The 14891-nt window shown below is 71.4% G+C and carries 15 protein-coding genes; 1 reads left to right on the top strand and 14 read right to left on the bottom strand.

What is annotated here, in order from left to right:
* Window positions 1-76: 76 nt before the first annotated feature.
* From coaBC to pyrR, 12 genes are all read right to left on the bottom strand, one after another.
* Complete coding sequence (gene coaBC, locus ACZ6X9_RS18030) at window positions 77-1279, bottom strand: bifunctional phosphopantothenoylcysteine decarboxylase/phosphopantothenate--cysteine ligase CoaBC (RefSeq protein ID WP_469778954.1); 1203 nt, start codon at window positions 1277-1279, stop codon at window positions 77-79.
* Window positions 1280-1393: 114 nt separating this feature from the next.
* On the bottom strand, window positions 1394-1666 hold the full coding sequence (gene rpoZ, locus ACZ6X9_RS18025) for a DNA-directed RNA polymerase subunit omega (RefSeq protein ID WP_004948662.1): 273 nt from the start codon (window positions 1664-1666) through the stop codon (window positions 1394-1396).
* Between the two features lie 87 nt (window positions 1667-1753).
* Entirely contained in the window at window positions 1754-2344 is a 591-nt protein-coding gene (gene gmk / locus ACZ6X9_RS18020) for a guanylate kinase (protein ID WP_469778953.1), read from the bottom strand.
* Between the two features lie 38 nt (window positions 2345-2382).
* Window positions 2383-2706, bottom strand: a complete 324-nt coding sequence (locus ACZ6X9_RS18015) for an integration host factor, actinobacterial type (protein WP_223771230.1) — start codon at window positions 2704-2706, stop codon at window positions 2383-2385.
* 237 nt (window positions 2707-2943) lie between these two features.
* On the bottom strand, window positions 2944-3792 hold the full coding sequence (pyrF, locus tag ACZ6X9_RS18010) for an orotidine-5'-phosphate decarboxylase (RefSeq protein WP_469779184.1): 849 nt from the start codon (window positions 3790-3792) through the stop codon (window positions 2944-2946).
* A 5-nt stretch (window positions 3793-3797) separates the two neighbouring features.
* Window positions 3798-4913: a quinone-dependent dihydroorotate dehydrogenase gene (locus ACZ6X9_RS18005; RefSeq protein WP_469778952.1), complete on the bottom strand. Its 1116-nt coding sequence runs from the start codon at window positions 4911-4913 to the stop codon at window positions 3798-3800.
* Window positions 4914-4992: 79 nt separating this feature from the next.
* Window positions 4993-8304, bottom strand: a complete 3312-nt coding sequence (gene carB, locus ACZ6X9_RS18000; RefSeq protein WP_469778951.1) for a carbamoyl-phosphate synthase large subunit — start codon at window positions 8302-8304, stop codon at window positions 4993-4995.
* Window positions 8297-9454: a glutamine-hydrolyzing carbamoyl-phosphate synthase small subunit gene (gene carA, locus ACZ6X9_RS17995; RefSeq protein WP_469778950.1), complete on the bottom strand. Its 1158-nt coding sequence runs from the start codon at window positions 9452-9454 to the stop codon at window positions 8297-8299. Before carA ends, carB begins: the two co-directional genes overlap by 8 nt.
* Entirely contained in the window at window positions 9451-10038 is a 588-nt protein-coding gene (locus tag ACZ6X9_RS17990; protein WP_469778949.1) for a PH-like domain-containing protein, read from the bottom strand. The genes carA and ACZ6X9_RS17990 overlap by 4 nt, the downstream gene beginning before the upstream one ends.
* 1 nt (window position 10039) lies before the next feature.
* On the bottom strand, window positions 10040-11332 hold the full coding sequence (locus ACZ6X9_RS17985) for a dihydroorotase (protein WP_398269467.1): 1293 nt from the start codon (window positions 11330-11332) through the stop codon (window positions 10040-10042).
* Window positions 11332-12366: an aspartate carbamoyltransferase catalytic subunit gene (locus ACZ6X9_RS17980; protein ID WP_469778948.1), complete on the bottom strand. Its 1035-nt coding sequence runs from the start codon at window positions 12364-12366 to the stop codon at window positions 11332-11334. Before ACZ6X9_RS17980 ends, ACZ6X9_RS17985 begins: the two co-directional genes overlap by 1 nt.
* 89 nt (window positions 12367-12455) lie before the next feature.
* On the bottom strand, window positions 12456-13037 hold the full coding sequence (gene pyrR / locus ACZ6X9_RS17975; protein WP_469778947.1) for a bifunctional pyr operon transcriptional regulator/uracil phosphoribosyltransferase PyrR: 582 nt from the start codon (window positions 13035-13037) through the stop codon (window positions 12456-12458).
* A gap of 222 nt (window positions 13038-13259) precedes the next feature.
* Here pyrR and bldD point away from each other — a divergent pair, with 222 nt between their 5' ends.
* Window positions 13260-13760 (top strand): transcriptional regulator BldD, encoded by a 501-nt coding sequence (bldD, locus tag ACZ6X9_RS17970; RefSeq protein ID WP_004948690.1) that lies wholly within the window; start codon window positions 13260-13262, stop codon window positions 13758-13760.
* Window positions 13761-13857: 97 nt separating this feature from the next.
* On the opposite strand, the gene nusB is transcribed toward bldD, so the two are convergent.
* Window positions 13858-14286: a transcription antitermination factor NusB gene (nusB, locus tag ACZ6X9_RS17965; protein WP_185946187.1), complete on the bottom strand. Its 429-nt coding sequence runs from the start codon at window positions 14284-14286 to the stop codon at window positions 13858-13860.
* A gap of 2 nt (window positions 14287-14288) precedes the next feature.
* Window positions 14289-14855, bottom strand: coding sequence for an elongation factor P (gene efp / locus ACZ6X9_RS17960; RefSeq protein ID WP_469778946.1), 567 nt, complete (start codon window positions 14853-14855; stop codon window positions 14289-14291).
* Window positions 14856-14891: the final 36 nt, after the last annotated feature.

Below are 14891 nucleotides of genomic sequence, written 5' to 3'. Positions count from 1 at the left end.
AGTGACGCTCGTCACTTTGTTCGCCGTATGCACATCCGGACGGACCGCACCAGACCGCCTCCGCCGCCGCCCGCTCTCACGCCAGGCGGCCGGCGACCAGATCCCAGACCACGTCGGCCAGGTCCTCCTTGGGACCGTGCGGAACCGGGGTCTCGCCACCATCCGCGGCCAGCACCACGGCCTCGTTCTCCGGGGAGCCGAAGGTCCGCCCCTCCCCCACCTCGTTGACCACCAGCAGGTCGCACCCCTTGCGCGCGAGCTTGGCCCGCCCGTTGGCCAGGACGTCGTCCGTCTCGGCCGCGAAGCCCACGACGACCTGCCCGGGACGGGCCCGGTCCGCCGACAGCTCGGCGAGGACGTCCGGGTTGCGGACCAGCTCGACGGGGGCCGGCTCCTCGCCGTCCCGCTTCTTGATCTTGCCGGGGGCGTAGTGGGCGGGCCGGAAGTCGGCGACCGCGGCGGCCATCACCACGGCGTCCGCGTCGGCCGCGGCCTTGAGCACCGCCTCCCGCAACTGCACCGCGGTACCCACGCGCACCACGTCCGCACCGGCCGGGTCGGGCAGCTCGCTGTTGGCCGCCACCAGCGTCACCCGGGCACCGCGCGCCACGGCGGTCCGGGCCAGGGCGTAGCCCTGCCGGCCGGAGGAGCGGTTGCCGAGGTAGCGCACCGGGTCCAGCGGTTCGCGGGTGCCGCCGGCGCTGATCACCACGTGCCGGCCGGCCAGGTCCCGTTCGCCCGCGCCCCGGGCCAGTACCCGGCGGCAGATCTCGAAGATCTCGGCCGGGTCGGGGAACCGGCCCTTGCCGGTGTCCACGCCGGTCAGCCGGCCGACGGCGGGCTCGATGACGACGGCGCCCCGGCGGCGGAGGGTGGCCACGTTCTCCTGGGTGGCCGGGTTCTCCCACATCTCGGTGTGCATGGCGGGCGCGAAGACCACCGGGCAGCGGGCCGTGAGGAGGGTGTTGGTCAGCAGGTCGTCGGCCAGCCCGTGGGCGGCCTTGGCCAGCATGTCGGCGGTGCAGGGGGCGACCACGACGAGGTCGGCCTGCTGCCCGATCCGCACGTGCGGCACCTCGTGCACGCTCTCCCACACCTCGGTGCCGGCCGAGTGCCCGGACAGCGCCGACCAGGTGGCCTCGCCGACGAAGTGCAGCGCGGAGGCCGTCGGGACGACGCGTACGTCGTGGCCCGACTCGGTGAACCGGCGCAGCAGCTCACACGCCTTGTAGGCGGCGATCCCGCCGCTGACCCCCAGCACGACCTTGGGCTTGTCCATCGCTCGCCTCTCCCCGGCTCTCGTTGCAGGTTTCCATGACACACCAAGGGCCCGGCAGTGGTGCTGCCGGGCCCTTGGTGAACGTATCTCGTCGCGTTACCGCGCGGGAGTCGCTTACTGCGCCGGGGCCTCGATGGCCTCGGAGGTGAGCAGACCCGCGTTGATCTCGCGGAGCGCGATGGAGAGCGGCTTCTCGTGAACGTGGGTGTCCACCAGCGGACCGACGTACTCCAGCAGGCCCTCGCCGAGCTGCGAGTAGTACGCGTTGATCTGGCGGGCGCGCTTGGCGGCGTAGATCACCAGGCTGTACTTCGAGTCGGTCGCTTCGAGCAGCTCATCAATCGGCGGGTTGATGATGCCCTCGGGCGCGGTGATGGAAGAGGACACTCTCTGCCTTCCGAAGGGGGGTGAAGAAAGTCGTGATGCGCGAATGGGGCGTACCGGGTGTACGGGAGGTACGGGGTGTACCCCTGCTCATCGGAGCAAGGCTAGCAGCTCCCGCGCGACGTCCTCGACGGAGGTGTTGACCAGGGTGGTGTCGAACTCCGACTCCGCCGCGAGCTCCGTACGGGCCGCGGCCAGCCGGCGCTCGATGACCTCGGGCGACTCGGTCCCCCGGCCGGTGAGCCGGCGGACCAGCTCGTCCCAGCTCGGCGGCGCGAGGAAGACCAGTTGGGCGTCCTCCATCGACGCGCGGACCTGCCGGGCGCCCTGCAGGTCGATCTCCAGCAGCACCGGCTCACCCGCCTCCAGCCGGTCAAGGACCGCCTGGCGCGGCGTGCCGTACCGGTTGCCGGCGAACTCGGCCCACTCCAGCAGCTCCCCGTTGGCGACGAGCTTGTCGAACTCCGTGTCGTCCACGAAGAAGTACTGGACACCCTCCCGCTCGCCGGGGCGCGGCTTGCGGGTGGTGCAGGAGACCGAGAGCCACACCTCGGGGTGGGCCTTGCGCATGTGGGCGACGACCGTGCTCTTGCCGACCCCGGAGGGGCCGGAGAGCACGGTCAGCCGCGGACGTCTGGCCGGGGAAACGGGGGTCGTCCCCCGGGAGACTGCAGTACTCATGCAGCGATTATCCCGGTTCCCGGGAGTGCCCGGTAACGTCAGGCCGCGGTGCTGCCGAACTCCCGCTCAAGAGCCGCGATCTGGTTCGTACCGAGCCCGCGGACACGGCGGCTCTCGGAGATCCCGAGCCGCTCCATGATCTGCTTGGCGCGGACCTTGCCCACGCCGGGGAGACTCTCCAGGAGGGCACTGACCTTCATCTTGCCGATGACGTCGTTCTCCTGGCCTTGCTTGATGACCTCGTGCAGCGAGGCGCCGGAGTGCTTGAGCCGATTCTTGACCTCGGCGCGCTCCCGGCGAGCCGCGGCGGCCTTTTCGAGCGCGGCTGCGCGCTGTTCAGGGGTAAGGGGCGGAAGAGCCACGCCTACGTCACCTCGGATGTCGAACTGTCGGATAAGGACCGGTGAGAACCTAGTCGGCCCACACCTGGGGAGCAACGAGCAACGCGCTTGCACGTTCGCTCTTGTCGGAGACTAGCGGCCGATCCCGCTCCAGTCAGCGAGAACAGCGGAAAAGTCCTGGTCAGCCTCGCTCGACCAGGACTTTTTCGGACATAGCGGCCGCTGTTTTCCCGACAGCGCGCCGGTCGCCGGTCCGGATCAGCCGGCGGCGACGGCCTCCCGCACCTCGTCCGCGAACCGCGCCGCGCTCTCCCGCAGGGCACCGACGTCGGGTCCGTGCCGGAGGACACCCCGGCTCACATTGGGGACGACGTCCCGGACCGCCGCGCCGAAGACCTTCGGCAGATCCGCGGCGGTGGCGCCCTGGGCGCCGATGCCGGGGGCGAGCAGCGGTCCGTTGATGGCCGGAGCCCGTCCGGCGTTCGAGCCGGCGAGCGTGGCCCCGACGACCGCGCCGAAGGAGCCCATGGGGGCGGCATCGGCGTTCTCCGCCCGCAGGTGGTCCAGCATCGTCGCGGCGACGCTGCGCCCGTCCGCCCGGAGCGCGTGCTGGACCTCGGCGCCCTCCGGGTTGGAGGTGAGGGCGAGGACGAAGACGCCGGTGCCGGTCGCCCGGGCCAGGTCCAGGGCGGGGCGCAGCGCGCCGTAGCCGAGGTACGGGCTGACGGTGACCGCGTCGGAGAACAGCGGTGCGGCCGGGTCGAGGTAGGTCTCGGCGTAGGCGGCCATGGTGGAGCCGATGTCGCCGCGCTTGGCGTCCATCAGCACCAGGGCGCCTGCCGCGCGGGCGTCGGCGACGGCCCGTTCCAGGACGGCGATGCCGCGCGAGCCGAAGCGCTCGAAGAAGGCGGACTGGGGCTTGAGGACGGCCACCCGGTCGGCGAGCGCCTCCACGGTGGTGCGGGCGAACCGCTCCAGGCCCGTGATGTCGTCGCCGAGACCCCAGGCGGAGAGCAGGGCGGCGTGCGGGTCGATGCCGACGCAGAGCGGGCCGCGCTCGTCCATGGCACGGCGCAGGCGGGCACCGAAGGGCTCCAGGGGGGGCACGGGAGTCACGCGGACACCTTCCGGTGTTCGGCGCCGACCGCGTCGGCGAGGGTGGCGTAGGGGCTGGCGGCCAGCTTCTCGGCGAGGCCGCGGTGGAGGGCGCGGCACCAGAAGGGGCCCTCGTAGATGAAGGCGCTGTAGCCCTGGACCAGGGTGGCGCCGGCCAGGATGCGCTCCCAGACGTCGTCGGCGGTCTCGACGCCGCCCACGCCCACGAGGGTGATGCGGTCGCCGACGCGGGCGTACAGCCGGCGCAGGACCTCCAGCGAGCGCTCCTTGAGGGGGGCGCCCGACAGGCCGCCCGCGCCGATGGCCTCGACCGTGCGCTGCGGGGTGCGCAGCCCGAGACCCTCGCGGGCGATGGTGGTGTTGGTGGCGATGATGCCGTCGAGGCCGAGTTCGACGGCGAGGTCGGCGACGGCGTCGACGTCCTCGTCGGCGAGGTCAGGGGCGATCTTCACCAGCAGCGGGACGCGCCGGTCGGTGACCGTGCGGTCGGCGGCCTCGCGGACGGCGGTGAGCAGCGGGCGCAGCGCCTCGGTGGCCTGGAGGTTCCGGAGTCCCGGGGTGTTGGGCGAGGAGACGTTGACGACCAGGTAGTCGGCGTGGGCGGCCAGCCGCTCGGTGGAGGTGACGTAGTCGGCGACGGCCTCCGCCTCGGGGACGATCTTCGTCTTGCCGATGTTGACGCCGACAGTGGTGCGGAAAACCGGGTTCCGCTCGGCCAGCCGGCGGGCGACGGCCGCGGACCCGTCGTTGTTGAAGCCCATGCGGTTGATCAGCGCGCGGTCGGCAACCAGGCGGAACAGCCGCTTCTTGGGGTTGCCGGGCTGCGGCTGGGCGGTGACGGTGCCGATCTCGACATGGTCGAAGCCGAGCATGGCCATGCCGTCGATGGCGGCGGCGTTCTTGTCGAAGCCGGCGGCGAGGCCGAAGGGGCCGTGCATCCGCAGGCCCAGGGCCTCGGTGCGCAGCTCCTGGTGGCGGGGGGCGAGGACGGCGGCGACGAAGGTGCGCAGGACGGGGATCCGGGCGATGGCGCGGATCCAGCCGAAGGCCAGGTGGTGGGCCTGCTCGGGGTCCATCCGGCGGAAGGCCAGCCGGAAGAAGAATCGGTACATTTCGGGCCTTCTGGGCAGCGGGGAAAGGGAGGAAGGGCTCACGAAGAGGGGGACACCTCCCGGTGTCCCCCTCCGCGTCCTACGCCTCGCGGGCGGCGGTCAGCCGGCTCGCGTGTTCCTGGAGCGAGCGCACGCCCACGGTGCCGCGGGACAGCGCCTCGATGCCCTGGACGGCGGCGGCCAGCGCCTGGACCGTGGTCAGGCAGGGCACCCCGCGGGAGACGGCGGCGGTACGGATCTCGTAGCCGTCGAGCCGCCCCCCGGTGCCGTAGGGGGTGTTGACGATCAGGTCGACCTTGCCGTCGTGGATGAGCTGGACGATCGTCTTCTCGCCGTTCGGGCCCTCGCCCTCGCTCAGCTTGCGGACGACGGTCGCCCGGATGCCGTTCCGCCGCAGCACCTCGGCGGTGCCCGAGGTGGCCAGCAGCTCGAAGCCGTGGGCGACCAGCTCCCGGGCCGGGAAGATCATCGAGCGCTTGTCCCGGTTGGCGACCGACACGAACGCCCGGCCCCCGGTCGGCAGCGCGCCGTAGGCCCCCGCCTGCGACTTGGCGTACGCCGTGCCGAAGACGTCGTCGATGCCCATGACCTCGCCCGTGGACCGCATCTCCGGGCCGAGGACGGTGTCCACGCCCCGGCCGGAGGTGTCGCGGAACCGCGTCCACGGCATCACGGCCTCCTTGACGGAGATCGGCGCGTCCAGCGGCAGCGTGCCGCCGTCGCCGTGCGCCGGGAGCATCCCCTCGGCGCGCAGCTCGGCGACGGTGGCGCCCAGCGAGATCCGCGCGGCGGCCTTGGCCAGCGGCACCGCGGTCGCCTTCGAGGTGAAGGGGACGGTCCGGGAGGCGCGCGGGTTGGCCTCCAGGACGTAGAGGATGTCCCCGGCCATCGCGAACTGGATGTTGATCAGACCGCGGACGCCCACGCCCTTGGCGATCGCCTCCGTCGAGGTCCGCAGCCGCTTGATGTCGAAGCCGCCCAGGGTGATCGGGGGCAGCGCGCAGGCCGAGTCGCCGGAGTGGATGCCGGCCTCCTCGATGTGCTCCATGACGCCGCCGAGGTAGAGCTCGTGGCCGTCGTAGAGCGCGTCCACGTCGATCTCTATGGCGTCGTCCAGGAAGCGGTCGATGAGGACCGGGTGCTCGGAGATCAGGCCCGCGTGCCGCTCCAGGTAGCCGGCCAGCGAGGGCTCGTCGTAGACGATCTCCATGCCGCGCCCGCCGAGCACGTAGGACGGCCGGACCATCACCGGGTAGCCGATCTCGGCGGCGATGGCCTTGGCCTCCTCGAAGGAGAAGGCCGTGCCGTACTTGGGCGCCGGCAGCCCGGCCTCGGTGAGGACGCGGCCGAAGGCGCCGCGCTCCTCGGCCAGGTCGATGGCCTCGGGCGAGGTGCCGACGATCGGCACGCCGTTGTCCTTGAGCGCCTGCGCCAGGCCCAGCGGGGTCTGCCCGCCCAACTGCACGATCACACCCGCGACCGGGCCCGCCTGCTGCTCGGCGTGCACGATCTCCAGCACGTCCTCCAGGGTGAGCGGCTCGAAGTAGAGCCGGTCGGAGGTGTCGTAGTCGGTGGAGACCGTCTCGGGGTTGCAGTTGACCATCACGGTCTCGTAGCCGGCGTCGCTGAGCGCGAACGAGGCGTGGACGCAGGAGTAGTCGAACTCGATGCCCTGGCCGATGCGGTTCGGGCCGGAGCCCAGGATGATCACCGCGGGCTTCTCGCGCGGCGCGACCTCGCTCTCCTCGTCGTACGAGGAGTAGAAGTACGGGGTCCGGGCCGCGAACTCGGCGGCGCAGGTGTCCACCGTCTTGTACACCGGGCGCACGCCCAGCGAGTGCCGGACCTCGCGGACCACCTTCTCGTCGGTCCCGCGGATCGCCGCGATCTGGACGTCGGAGAAGCCGTGCCGCTTGGCCTCGAAGAGCAGCTCCGGCTCCAGCGTCTCGGCCTCGGCCAGCTCCTGGGCGACCTCGTGCAGCAGGAAGAGCTGGTCCACGAACCAGGGGTCGATCCGGGTGGCCGCGAAGACCTCGGCCTGCGTGGCGCCGGCCCGGATGGCGGCCATGACGGTGTTGATCCGCCCGTCCGTCGGGACGGCCGCCTTCGCCAGCAGCTCGGTCTTGTCGCCGGGCTCCGAGACGAAGTCGAACTGCGAGCCCTTCTTCTCCAGCGAGCGCAGCGCCTTCTGCAGCGCCTCGGTGAAGTTCCGGCCGATGGCCATGGCCTCGCCCACCGACTTCATGGTGGTGGTGAGGGTGGCGTCGGCGGCCGGGAACTTCTCGAAGGCGAAGCGCGGGGCCTTGACCACGACGTAGTCGAGCGTCGGCTCGAAGGAGGCCGGGGTCTGCTCGGTGATGTCGTTGGGGATCTCGTCCAGCGTGTAGCCGACGGCGAGCCGGGCCGCGATCTTCGCGATCGGGAAGCCGGTGGCCTTGGAGGCGAGCGCGGAGGAGCGGGAGACGCGCGGGTTCATCTCGATGACGATGACCCGGCCGTCCTCGGGGTTGACCGCGAACTGGATGTTGCAGCCGCCGGTGTCCACGCCGACCTCGCGGATGACCTCGATGCCGATGTCGCGCAGCACCTGGTACTCGCGGTCGGTGAGGGTCATCGCCGGGGCGACGGTGATCGAGTCGCCGGTGTGCACGCCCATCGGGTCGAAGTTCTCGATGGAGCAGACGACCACGACGTTGTCGTTGCGGTCGCGCATCAGCTCCAGCTCGTACTCCTTCCAGCCGAGGATGGACTCCTCCAGGAGCACCTCGGTGGTCGGGGAGAGCGTGAGGCCCTGGCCGGCGATGCGGCGCAGCTCCTCCTCGTCGTGGGCGAAGCCGGAGCCGGCGCCGCCCATGGTGAAGGAGGGGCGGACGACGACCGGGTAGCCGCCGAGCGTCTCGACGCCGGCGATCACCTCGTCCATCGTGTGGCAGATGACCGAGCGGGCGGACTCGCCGTGCCCGATGCGGGCGTGCACGGCCTCGACGACGGCCTTGAACTGCTCGCGGTCCTCGCCCTTGTGGATCGCCTCCACGTTGGCGCCGATCAGCTCGACGTCGTACTTCTCCAGCGTGCCCGCCTCGTGCAGCGAGATCGCGGTGTTGAGCGCGGTCTGGCCGCCCAGGGTGGGCAGCAGGGCGTCGGGGCGCTCCTTGGCGATGATCCGCTCGACGAACTCGGGGGTGATCGGCTCGACGTAGGTGGCGTCGGCGATCTCCGGGTCGGTCATGATCGTGGCCGGGTTGGAGTTGACCAGGATGACCCGCAGGCCCTCGGCCTTGAGGACCCGGCACGCCTGGGTGCCGGAGTAGTCGAACTCGGCCGCCTGACCGATGACGATCGGGCCGGAGCCGATGACCAGAACGGACTGGATGTCGGTGCGCTTAGGCACGCTGGCCCTCCATCAGAGCAACGAAGCGGTCGAACAGGTAGGCCGCGTCGTGCGGGCCCGCTGCGGCTTCGGGGTGGTACTGGACGCTGAAGGCCGGCCGGTCGAGCAGCCGGAGCCCCTCGACCACGTCGTCGTTGAGGCAGACGTGGGAGACCTCGACCCGGCCGTAGGGGGTGTCGGCGGGCCCGTCGAGCGGGGCGTCGACGGCGAAGCCGTGGTTGTGCGCGGTGACCTCGACCTTGCCGGTCGTCCGGTCCTGCACGGGCTGGTTGATGCCGCGGTGGCCGTACTTCAGCTTGTAGGTGCCGAAGCCCAGCGCGCGGCCGAGGATCTGGTTGCCGAAGCAGATGCCGAAGAGCGGGGTCTTCCGCTCCAGCACCTCCCGCATCACCGCGACCGGGTGGTCGGCGGTGGACGGGTCGCCCGGGCCGTTGGAGAAGAACACGCCGTCCGGGTTCACCGCGTAGACGTCCTCGACGGTCGCCGTGGCGGGCAGGACGTGGACCTCTATGCCGCGCTCGGCCATCCGGTGCGGGGTCATGCCCTTGATGCCCAGGTCGATCGCGGCGACGGTGTACTTCCGCTCGCCGACGGCCGGGACGACGTAGGTCTCCTTGGTGGCGACCTCGGCGGACAGGTCCGCGCCCGCCATCTCGGGGGCCTGCCGCACCTGCTCCAGCATGGCGGCGTCGTCCGGCAGGGTGGCGCCGGAGAAGATGCCGACCCGCATGGCACCGCGCTCGCGCAGGTGGCGGGTGAGGGCGCGGGTGTCGATGCCGCTGATCCCGACGACGCCCTGGCGCTCCAGCTCCTCGTCGAGGGAGCGGCGCGAGCGCCAGTTCGACGGGGTGCGGGCGGGGTCGCGGACCACGTAGCCGGCCACCCAGATGCGGGACGACTCGGGGTCCTCGTCGTTGACGCCGGTGTTGCCGACGTGCGGGGCGGTCATCACGACCACCTGGCGGTGGTACGAGGGGTCCGTGAGGGTCTCCTGGTAGCCGGTCATGCCGGTGGAGAACACGGCCTCGCCGAAGGTGGTGCCCACGGCGCCGTAGGCCCGGCCGCGGAAGACGCGGCCGTCCTCCAGGACCAGTACGGCGGGAAGCGCCCCCTTCCGCTGCGAGGGGTTCCCCGGGTGCGAGGTCGTCATCGTGCGCCTTCCGTCGTGCTGTTCAGGTTCTGCGAGGTGGTGAGCTCCTCGACCCAGGCCGGGTGCTCCGCCACACGATCGGCCCGGAAGCCGGAGTCGATCAGCCGGTCGCCGTGCTGCCAGGTGATCACCAGCAGGCCGCCCTCGGTGAGGACCTTGCCGGCGATGCCCTTGTCGAGGCGGGCGCCGCGTACGGCGTCGGCGGGGATCAGGAAGTCGGTGGCGCCGGGGCGCAGCACGCTCACGCCCTCCTCGGTGAGGGAGAGCTCGGCGCGGCTGCGGGTGCCGAGGCCCCCGGCGACGATGCGGTCCAGCCACTGGCCGGCGGTGGTGGAGCCGTGGTAGCGGCCGCTGAGGGTGAGCCGGGCCGGGCCCGGCTCCTCCGGGACGGCGGGCAGCGGGGGCAGGTCGCCCTGGAGCGTGCCGCGCCACTTCCAGCCCTCGCGCATCAGCCAGTAGAGGAGCGCGATGAAGAGCAGCAGCCCCACGACCCAGCCGGCGCGCGCCGCCCAGTCGGTGACGGCCTGCGACTTCTGCTCGTCCGCGAGGTCGGAGATCGCGAGGTTGGTGATCAAAGGTGTCACGTCAGATTCCCGTCAGCTTCCCGTCGGCGACCGTCGCCCGGCCCCGCAGGAAGGTGTGGGTGACGCGTCCCGGCAGCTCGCGGCCCTCGTAGGGGGTGTTGCGGCTGCGGGAGGCGAAGCCCGCGGGGTCCACGACACCACGGTAAGCGGAATCGACCAGGGTGAGGTTGGCGGGCTCACCGGCGGCCACCGGACGGCCGTGTCCGGCGAGGCGGCCGATGCGGGCCGGGGTGAAGGACATCCGGTCGGCGACGCCCGCCCAGTCCAGCAGGCCGGTCTCGACCATGGTGTGCTGGACGACCGAGAGGGCGGTCTCCAGGCCCACCATGCCCATGGCCGCGGCGCCCCACTCGCAGTCCTTGTCCTCGTGCGGGTGCGGGGCGTGGTCGGTGGCCACGCAGTCGATCGTCCCGTCGGCGAGCGCCTCGCGCAGGGCCATCACGTCGGCCTCGGTGCGCAGCGGCGGGTTCACCTTGTAGACGGGGTTGTACGAGCGGACGAGCTCGTCGGTGAGGAGCAGATGGTGCGGGGTGACCTCGGCGGTGACGTTCCAGCCCTTGGACTTGGCCCAGCGGACGATCTCCACCGAGCCGGCCGTCGAGAGGTGGCAGACGTGCAGCCGGGAGCCGACGTGCGCGGCGAGCAGCACGTCGCGGGCGATGATCGACTCCTCGGCGACGGCCGGCCAGCCGCCCAGGCCCAGCTCGGCGGAGACCACGCCCTCGTTCATCTGGGCGCCCTCGGTGAGCCGCGGCTCCTGGGCGTGCTGGGCGACGACGCCGTCGAACGCCTTCACGTACTCCAGGGCGCGCCGCATGATCACGGCGTCGTCCACGCACTTGCCGTCGTCGGAGAAGACCCGGACGCCGGCGGCGGAGTCGTGCATGGCGCCGAGCTCGGCGAGCTTCTTGCCCTCCAGGCCGACGGTGACGGCGCCGACGGGCTGTACGTCGCAGTAGCCGGACTCCTTGCCGAGCCGCCAGACCTGCTCGACGACGCCGGCGGTGTCGGCGACCGGGAAGGTGTTGGCCATGGCGTGCACGGCGGTGTAGCCGCCCGTGGCCGCGGCGCGGGTGCCGGTGAGCACGGTCTCGGAGTCCTCGCGGCCGGGCTCGCGGAGGTGGGTGTGGAGGTCGACCAGGCCGGGGAGCAGGACCTTGCCGTCCGCCTCGATCACGGTCGCACCGTCGGCCTCGATGCCGTTGCCGACCCGGGCGATGGTCTCGCCGTCGATCAGGACGTCCTGGGCGGGGCCGCCGAGCACCTTGGCACCGCGGATAAGGATCTGGGGCATTACTTGTTCTCCTCGGTGCGGGTGTTCGTGTTCGTGACGGCGGGCTCCGAGCCGACGGCGGACTCCGAGCCGCCGAGCAGCAGGTAGAGGACGGCCATCCGGATGGAGACGCCGTTGGTGACCTGCTCCACGGCCGTGCAGCGGCGGGAGTCGGCGACCTCGGCGGTGATCTCCATGCCGCGGTTCATCGGGCCGGGGTGCATGACGATCGCGTCCTCGGGCATCCTCGCCATCCGCTGGCCGTCGAGGCCGTAGCGGCGCGCGTACTCGCGCTCGGTGGGGAAGAACGCGGCGTTCATCCGCTCGCGCTGGACGCGCAGCATCATCACGGCGTCGGACTTGGGGAGCACCGCGTCCAGGTCGTAGGAGACCTCGCAGGGCCAGTGCTCGACGCCGATGGGCACCAGGGTGGGCGGTGCGACGAGAGTGACCTCCGCGCCCAGCGCGGTGAGCAGGTGGACGTTGGACCGGGCGACGCGGCTGTGCAGGATGTCGCCGACGATGGTGATCCGGCGGCCGGCCAGGTCCTTGCCGATCCCGGCGTCGGGGCCGACCAGGCGGCGGCGCAGGGTGAAGGCGTCCAGCAGCGCCTGGGTGGGGTGCTCGTGGGTGCCGTCGCCGGCGTTGACGACCGAGCCGTTGATCCAGCCGGAGGTGGCCAGCCGGTGCGGGGCGCCGGAGTCGTGGTGGCGGATGACGACGGCGTCGGCGCCCATCGCCTCCAGGGTGAGCGCGGTGTCCTTCAGGGACTCGCCCTTGGAGACCGAGGAGCCCTTGGCGGAGAAGTTGATGACGTCGGCGGACAGCCGCTTGGCGGCGGCCTCGAAGGAGATGCGGGTCCGCGTCGAGTCCTCGAAGAAGAGGTTGACGACGGTCCGGCCGCGCAGGGTCGGCAGCTTCTTGATCGGCCGGTCCGCGACGCGGGCCATCTCCTCGGCGGTGTCGAGGATCAGGACGGCGTCGTCGCGGCCGAGGTCGGCGGCCGAGACCAGGTGGCCGCGGGTACGGGGGCTCCCCCCGGAGAGGTGCAGCATCCGGATGCTCCGTGGTTGAGGGTGTGCGTGAGGACGGCCGGGCGTGCGGCGTCGCGGGTCCGGGGATGCGGACCCGTGCGGGGAGGCTGCTAGCGGCCGTCGGCCGGGGCTTCGGTGCGCACGCCGAGGAGCACGCTGTCGCGCCCGTCCTCCTCGGTGAGCTGGACCTTGACCGTCTCGCGCAGCGACGTGGGGAGGTTCTTGCCGACGTAGTCGGCACGGATCGGCAGCTCGCGGTGGCCGCGGTCGACCAGGACGGCGAGCTGGACCGCGCGGGGGCGCCCGATGTCGTTCAGGGCGTCGAGGGCGGCGCGGATGGTGCGGCCGGAGAAGAGCACGTCGTCGACGAGGACCACGAGACGGCCGTCGATGCCGTCGCCGGGGATCTCCGTGCGGGCCAGCGCCCGGGCCGGGCGGAGCCGCAGGTCGTCGCGGTACATGGTGATGTCGAGGGAGCCCACGGGCATGGTGGTGCCGGTGATCTCGGCCAGCTTCGCGGCGAGGCGGTGGGCGAGGTAGACCCCTCGGGTGGGGATGCCGAGCAGGACGACATCGTCGGCGCCCTTGGCGCGTTCGACGATCTCGTGGGCGATGCGGGTGAGGACCCGGGCGATGTCCGGTGCTTCGAGCACAGGACGCGCGGGACCCGCCGCGGATGCGGTGGTGTCCATAAGAAACGGACCTCCTTCTCCGCCTCACGGGACGGACATTAAAGGACGTCGGAATTGCTTGGTCCACAGTAGCAGCCGCCCGGGGGTGCTCCGGCCGCGGCCCCCGACGGCCGAAGCAGTGGACCATTCGGCTTGACGAAGCCAGATTACGCTGCGTAACCTCACAGTGAGTTACCAGCCACGCGGCAGAGCCGCACATTGATACCGCGTCCGGGGAGCTTTATGTCCAGCGAATACGCCAAACAGCTCGGGGCCAAGCTCCGCGCCATCCGCACCCAGCAGGGTCTCTCTCTCCATGGTGTCGAGGAGAAGTCCCAGGGCCGCTGGAAGGCCGTGGTGGTCGGCTCGTACGAGCGCGGCGACCGTGCCGTGACCGTGCAGCGCCTTGCCGAGCTGGCCGACTTCTACGGCGTGCCCGTGCAGGAGCTGCTGCCCGGCACCACGCCGGGCGGGGCTGCCGAGCCCCCGCCGAAGCTGGTCCTGGACCTGGAGCGCCTCGCCCACGTCCCGGCCGAGAAGGCGGGCCCGCTTCAGCGTTACGCGGCGACCATCCAGAGCCAGCGCGGCGACTACAACGGCAAGGTGCTGTCGATCCGCCAGGACGACCTGCGCACCCTCGCCGTGATCTACGACCAGTCGCCTTCGGTGCTCACCGAGCAGCTCATCAGTTGGGGCGTGCTCGACGCGGACGCGCGCCGCGCCGTGCAGCACGAGGACGCGTAGTTTTCGGCCGGCCCGGCGACATCGCACGAAAACCGCCAGGGGCGGGGAACCTTCTCGGTTCCCCGCCCCTGGCGGTTCGTGTCTCGGTCGTGGCGCGTCAGGCCCGGCGGATGCCCGGCTTGAGCTCCTTGAACCGGCCCAGCAGGCCGTTGATGAAGGCCGGCGACTCGTCGGTGGAGAACTCCTTGGCGAGCTGCACCGCCTCGTCGATCGCCACCGCGTCGGGGGTCCCGTCCTCCCAGATGAGCTCATAGGCCCCGAGCCGGACGATGTTCCGGTCGGCGGCCGGCATCCGGTCCAGGTCCCAGTCGACCGCGTAGGTCTCGATCAGCTCGTCGATCCGGGCGACGTGCTCGGCGTAGCCCTCGACCAACTGCATCGTGTACTCGTTGACGGGCGGCTGCCGGTCGTCCGAGCGCGAGTGCCGGATCCAGTCGGCGAGGACGTCCAGCACGGACGCCTCTCGCTGGTCGGCCTCGAAGAGGATCTGGAAGGCGCGCTTCCGGGAGTTGCTGCGGGCGGCCACGGTTAGCTGTTCACCCGGCCGAGGTAATCGCCGGTGCGCGTGTCGACCTTGATCTTCTCACCCGTGGTGATGAAGAGCGGGACCTGGATCTCGTAGCCGGTCTCCAGCTCGGCGGGCTTGGTGCCGCCGGTGGAGCGGTCGCCCTGGACGCCCGGGTCGGTGTGCTTGATGGTGAGCTCGACGGCGGCCGGCAGCTCGACGTAGAGGACCGAGCCCTCGTTCTGCGCGACGACGGCCTCGAAGCCCTCGATCAGGAAGTTGGCGGCGTCACCGACGGTCTTGCGGTCGATGTGCAGTTGGTCGTACGTGTCCATGTCCATGAAGACGAAGTAGTCGCCGTCCATGTACGAGAACTGCATACCGCGCTTGTCGACGTTGGCCGTCTCGACCTTCACGCCGGCGTTGAAGGTCTTGTCCACCACCTTGCCGGAGAGCACGTTCTTGAGCTTCGTGCGGACGAAGGCGGGGCCCTTGCCGGGCTTGACGTGCTGGAACTCGACGACGGACCAGAGCTGGCCGCCTTCGAGCTTGAGCACCATGCCGTTCTTGAGGTCGTTCGTGGAAGCCACGGTTGCGGAATCTCCTGGACTGAAGCTGCGACCCCG

The organism is Streptomyces sp. NPDC052910, from assembly GCF_055585605.1.
Note: the sequence above shows the minus strand (reverse complement) of the source record. Positions and strands in the feature narration are given on the sequence as shown.

What these genes read in the sequence shown, in the direction of transcription:
- carA (WP_469778950.1), bottom strand. Translation starts at nt 9,454, where the DNA reads ATGACGACCTCGCACCCGGGGAACCCCTCGCAGCGGAAGGGGGCGCTT.
- ACZ6X9_RS18005 (WP_469778952.1), bottom strand. Translation starts at nt 4,913, where the DNA reads ATGTACCGATTCTTCTTCCGGCTGGCCTTCCGCCGGATGGACCCCGAG.
- ACZ6X9_RS17985 (WP_398269467.1), bottom strand. Translation starts at nt 11,332, where the DNA reads ATGCCCCAGATCCTTATCCGCGGTGCCAAGGTGCTCGGCGGCCCCGCC.
- ACZ6X9_RS17980 (WP_469778948.1), bottom strand. Translation starts at nt 12,366, where the DNA reads ATGCTGCACCTCTCCGGGGGGAGCCCCCGTACCCGCGGCCACCTGGTC.
- coaBC (WP_469778954.1), bottom strand. Translation starts at nt 1,279, where the DNA reads ATGGACAAGCCCAAGGTCGTGCTGGGGGTCAGCGGCGGGATCGCCGCC.
- bldD (WP_004948690.1), top strand. Translation starts at nt 13,260, where the DNA reads ATGTCCAGCGAATACGCCAAACAGCTCGGGGCCAAGCTCCGCGCCATC.
- pyrR (WP_469778947.1), bottom strand. Translation starts at nt 13,037, where the DNA reads ATGGACACCACCGCATCCGCGGCGGGTCCCGCGCGTCCTGTGCTCGAA.
- gmk (WP_469778953.1), bottom strand. Translation starts at nt 2,344, where the DNA reads ATGAGTACTGCAGTCTCCCGGGGGACGACCCCCGTTTCCCCGGCCAGA.